Origin of the sequence: Xanthomonas sp. BRIP62415, assembly GCF_003993515.1 — a bacterium.
In the GTDB taxonomy this organism is placed as follows: Bacteria; Pseudomonadota; Gammaproteobacteria; order Xanthomonadales; family Xanthomonadaceae; genus Xanthomonas; species Xanthomonas euroxanthea.
The window spans coordinates 1-403 of sequence record NZ_QEZH01000022.1 but is presented as its reverse complement, the minus strand read 5'-3'; the positions used below and the strand labels follow the sequence as shown (position 1 = coordinate 403).

At 59.8% G+C, this 403-nt stretch carries 1 protein-coding gene; it reads right to left on the bottom strand.

Annotated features, from left to right (window positions below; translation table 11 throughout):
• Window positions 1-185: 185 nt before the first annotated feature.
• Window positions 186-403: hypothetical protein (locus EO141_RS07670; protein WP_206514789.1), on the bottom strand; the 218-nt coding region annotated here is incomplete at its 5' end.

The following is a 403-nucleotide window of genomic DNA, read 5'->3' as shown; positions in this document are numbered from 1 at the left end:
CTCATCGGTGGATCATACCGCGAATGACTTAGGTAATGCTTTCCTATTTGGTTCTTTGATGCAGGCGCGACGGAGTGTGATCGCCACAAAAGATCGAGGGTGGCACCGAGTCCGAAGACTCGATGCCACCCTCGAACACATTCCCCGACGGAGTGTTTACAGGTGGAGCAGGCGGAGCGAGTGAATCAGCTGCCGTTGGCCAGGACACCGCTGATGATGTCGGAGATGAAGCCGGCCGGGTTGTCGAGGATGGAGGATCCGGCCGAACCGGTTCCGCCCTCGCCGTCAGAAGAGCCGAAGCCCAGATCTGCCGAGCCCGATGCGGCCGCCTCGCCGGGGTTCTTGGCGCGGATCTTGGCGTAGACGCCGCTGATGTTCTGTTCGGTATTGAACGTCGAGATAC